Raw genomic sequence first — 4,097 nt, 5'->3', positions numbered from 1 at the left:
TCCATCGCTTACCTCAAAGGTTAAGCTGTATGTCCCCTCCTGTCCGGCAACCGGAGTCCAGCTGAAAACCCCTGATTTGCTGTCAAAAGTAGCACCTGAAGGAGTGCCTGAAGCAGAGTATGCGAGGCTATCTCCGTCTGCATCTGAGGCGCTTACTGTAAAGGTAAGGCTTTTTCCAGCTTCGACACTAACATCCGGGATGGAATTTATCACAGGGGCCTGATTATGATTGACAACACTTATAGCTGCTGTAGCCGAATCCTGTAGTTTTCCATCGCTTACCTCAAAGGTTACGCTGTACGTCCCCTCCTGTCCGGCAACCGGAGTCCAGCTGAAAACCCCTGATTTGCTGTCAAAAGTAGCACCAGAGGGAGTGCCTGAAGCAGAGTATGCGAGGCTGTCTCCGTCTGCATCTGAGGCGCTTACTGTAAAGGTAAGGCTTTTTCCAGCTTCGACATTAACATCCGGGATGGAATTTATCACAGGGGCCTGATTATCTACTATTGGTGTTCCTGATTTTGAAGCATACTTTGTGTTCCCGAATGCCCCTATGTTGATCCGGTTTCCATTGTCATCAGGCTCATTTGAGTAATCAGAGGAGGAATAACCTGCATCAATGCATGGAGAACTTGTGCTATCTTTTACCCAGGTTTCCCCATTCCAGCGACCTGCTACTGATTTGAGATGGTAATCCCCACTGTTACTATTCACGAAAAGAGGATCTACATAGATATCTGTTGCTGAGTTAACATTTTTATAGTTCCCGGCTGTGTTGCTGTAGAGACAGTTATTTTCCAGCACAATTTTGTGGGAGCTGGTAAGGCGATTAATCACACCATATCCTGTTCCTGCAGCGTTTTTCGTGCGTGGCTGGGTGTTTACTATTACGTTATTACGGACTGTTGTCGTGAATCCTGTTCCTGAGGGTCCGGCGTTGGTGTCAGTTGAATACATATTTACAACCGCCGCGTTATGAACTCCATCAAAGACGTTATTTTCAATCAGGACATTATGAAATCCACTGCCTAAAACCCCACCAACCCACTCGATGCTCGGATTGGTTCCGGAATCATAGAAGATATTGTGGTGAATATATACGCTTGATAAACTTTTATCGTATGCTCCGGCGGTCCCGATAAGCCAGATGCCTGGTCCGTAGGTGTTCGTAATTACATTATCGTAGATTTCGACATTATTCATGTCACCTTTGGATCTCTCAACCTGAATACCCGGGCCGCCTGCGCTCCAGTGATAAAATGAATCAATGAAGTTATCATGGAACTTTACATTCTTTGAGTTCCATACCCTCAGAGCACTATTAGTCCTGCAGGTTATTTTGTTGTTCCAGGCCTCTACATTACTGCACTCAATTGCAAAAAGGCCGTCATGTCCGAGTTTATAAATCGTGTTGTTATAAAACTGGATATTACTACCGTATTTTATCCTGAGCCCGTCACCGTGTCCATCATGCATATACATATCATGGACTGCTACATTGCTGGTGTAAAGGAAATAAATCACATTGTAGTAGCCTTTACCCTTGGCAAGCTCAGCATTACCATCATGATTTACATCAACTTCGAAACCTCTTATCGTAATATTGTTATTCCCTGAACTGCTCATCTGCTGGATAAGGGGTTTCATAGTAGTCCAGCCTGCATGATCAACCAGCTTGATCACAGCATTTGAGTCTCCTTCAAGAATAGTGTTGCTTCCGATCAGAAGGGTATTGTCAATAACATATGTAAAAGGTCCTTTGAGGTGGACAGTTGTATAAGCAGAGTTTTCTGCCACGAATTTAAGGGCCTGGTTTATCTGTACATGGTCGTCTTTTCCATCACAGTTAAAGTCCCCACTCCCATCTCCCGCAACATAAATAATAGGTGCAGAAGTCCGGCATGAAACCATAGGAACACTTGAAAATATAAAGCACCCTATAAGGAAGAGGACTCCCAATTTTCGCTTTAGCATTGCTATCACCTGGGGTCGATCATAATACAATTGGTTGATATGTTTGTAAGGTAGAAGTTCACTCAGATTCGCCGGGTAGTTTCTATAAATTTATAGCCAGTTGAGCTGTTTTTTGATAAATTTATTTTGTCTTTTGAAAGAACCCTCCGACAAGATTGTTCAATAGTATCCACTCACCAAATGTTCAAGACTATAGAATAAGCCCTGGCAGAAGTATCAGCTCCGAGGCTAATAACCGTTATTAAATGAGGGGGAGAATACTGGATTCAGAGTTAATTCCCCTGCTTAAATGGCAATTTATTTCCACTATACACAAATTCCCCCCGAGTGGACATTATGAATAAATTAGGTTTAATACCCTAATTAAATTTCTATAGTCATCATTGTAAATTAGCTCATTATATTATAAAAGTATTTGCGCAGAGTTTGTAAATTTATTTAGACACTGGAGGACATATGGCAAGAACTGTTGAAATTTGTGTTTGAAGATTAATCGGCATGAAACGGCGTGTTATTAAAAATTATGAAAAAAAATAGTGCAATTAGTAAAACCTCTGAGATTTATGAGAGGTAATTTTTGAAGAATGTTCCGCGCAATCAACTTAAACATTTATTCTTTGCCGTGAGAAGAACAGATGTAAAAGTAATTAAAACAAATAAGATGTTGGAGCAGGAAATCAATAATAAAAGCCACAAATCAAAAATAAAACCTCAGTTTGACAGTACCCACTAATTGGTACTGAATATTTTCCTTCTTTTTTGGTCCGATTGGACTTGACAGGTTCTATAAATTTATAAAAATTTGTTATATATCCTATGTAATTTCACTCATTTTTGTTACAATCAAGCTATTGATCTGGTCAAAATTCGCAAAAATATAATTTTTGATTCCATTTTTCATGAAGTTGATTGTAAGTGTCAAATTCTTCAAGCTTTTTATGATAAATTTTGTTGACCTGCGTTTCAGGTCCTCAAATTCATATCGCATCAGCGATATGAATAACTGGGCAATAAATCCTAAAATAATAGCTCCATAAATGCTATCATCCGACCATACTCTCAACGGCTTAATCTGAATTTCGTTTTTTAACGAGTGGAATATTTTTTCAATGGAATCCTTTTTTCGGTATATTTTCAATGCCTTTTCAAGTGTCAAATGCCTGTTTGATTTAAGGCAGAAAAATCCTTCTCTTCCATTAATCAGTGAAGCTTTTAAGAGTTCTATAGCTTCTTCATCACTAAGCTCTTCGAGCTTAGTCCTAAAAGAGTAATCAATCTCAATTAACTCGTTATTAATTCTGAACTTCTTAGGAAGCTTTTTCTTGTTTACGATAGCCTTCTGAATCTCTTTTGCTTCCTTTAATTTCCTCATAACAGCTCTTGCTTTTGATTCTAACTGCCTTTTCTGTAGAGCTTCAGAGAAATAGAAATATTTAATGCTGCTAGGCTTGACTATTTTTATCCCATATATACCTTTTTTGGAATCTATCAGTTCGGCTTTTTCCAGATCAAATTTCTCAATTATTTTGTCGTCACTTGTATTCAGTTTCATGGAAGTGAGATACTCCATCTCATCTCCCTGTATAATCTTGATATTCTCTGTAGTATTAGCACCTTTATCAAAAACAATAAGAGAGCCTTTTTTGAGTTTACTTTTTACCTGGTTATAAGTGTCAGAAAAGTGCTCAAGATCAAGAACGTTTCCTTTATTCACTGTAACTCCAATAGGAATGTTAATGGGGTCAGCTAATTCACTTATTCCAACTGTTATCTGTAGCTTATCAGGCCTGTGATCTCTGCTATATCCGTATTTACCAAGATTGAATTTAGTTCCGTAAAGGACTATACTCGTCCAATCCAGATTTATATTCGTTTCTTCAAAACCATATACAGAAAACAGGGACTCTAGAATGTCAGAAAGGATTTCCTCTCTGTTACGTCCTAAGAGTTCAAGAGTTCTGTAAAGAACTCTTTCATGAAACTTTTCAAGATTTAAGACCTCGAGAATTTCTTCCTGATTTAACCAATTGCCAGCTTCTTTGATACTAAAATTCTCAGTCAATTTGTAGCTTAACAAACCGATTAGTAAACTATTGAGATCAAGACCTTTGCTTTTATGTTTGCCA

At 38.7% G+C, this 4,097-nt stretch carries 2 protein-coding genes; both read right to left on the bottom strand.

Annotated features, from left to right (window positions below; genetic code table 11):
* Nucleotides 1-1,971, bottom strand: a 1,971-nt coding sequence (locus tag EO95_RS07010) for a putative Ig domain-containing protein (protein WP_048133508.1), incomplete at its 3' end; no start/stop codon positions are given.
* A gap of 814 nt (nt 1,972-2,785) precedes the next feature.
* Nucleotides 2,786-4,097: IS4 family transposase (locus EO95_RS07005; RefSeq protein ID WP_048133507.1), on the bottom strand; the 1,312-nt coding region annotated here is incomplete at its 5' end.

Source organism: Methanosarcina sp. 1.H.T.1A.1, from assembly GCF_000979295.1.
In the GTDB taxonomy this organism is placed as follows: Archaea; Halobacteriota; Methanosarcinia; order Methanosarcinales; family Methanosarcinaceae; genus Methanosarcina.
This window is presented reverse-complemented; position numbering and strand designations above follow the sequence as displayed.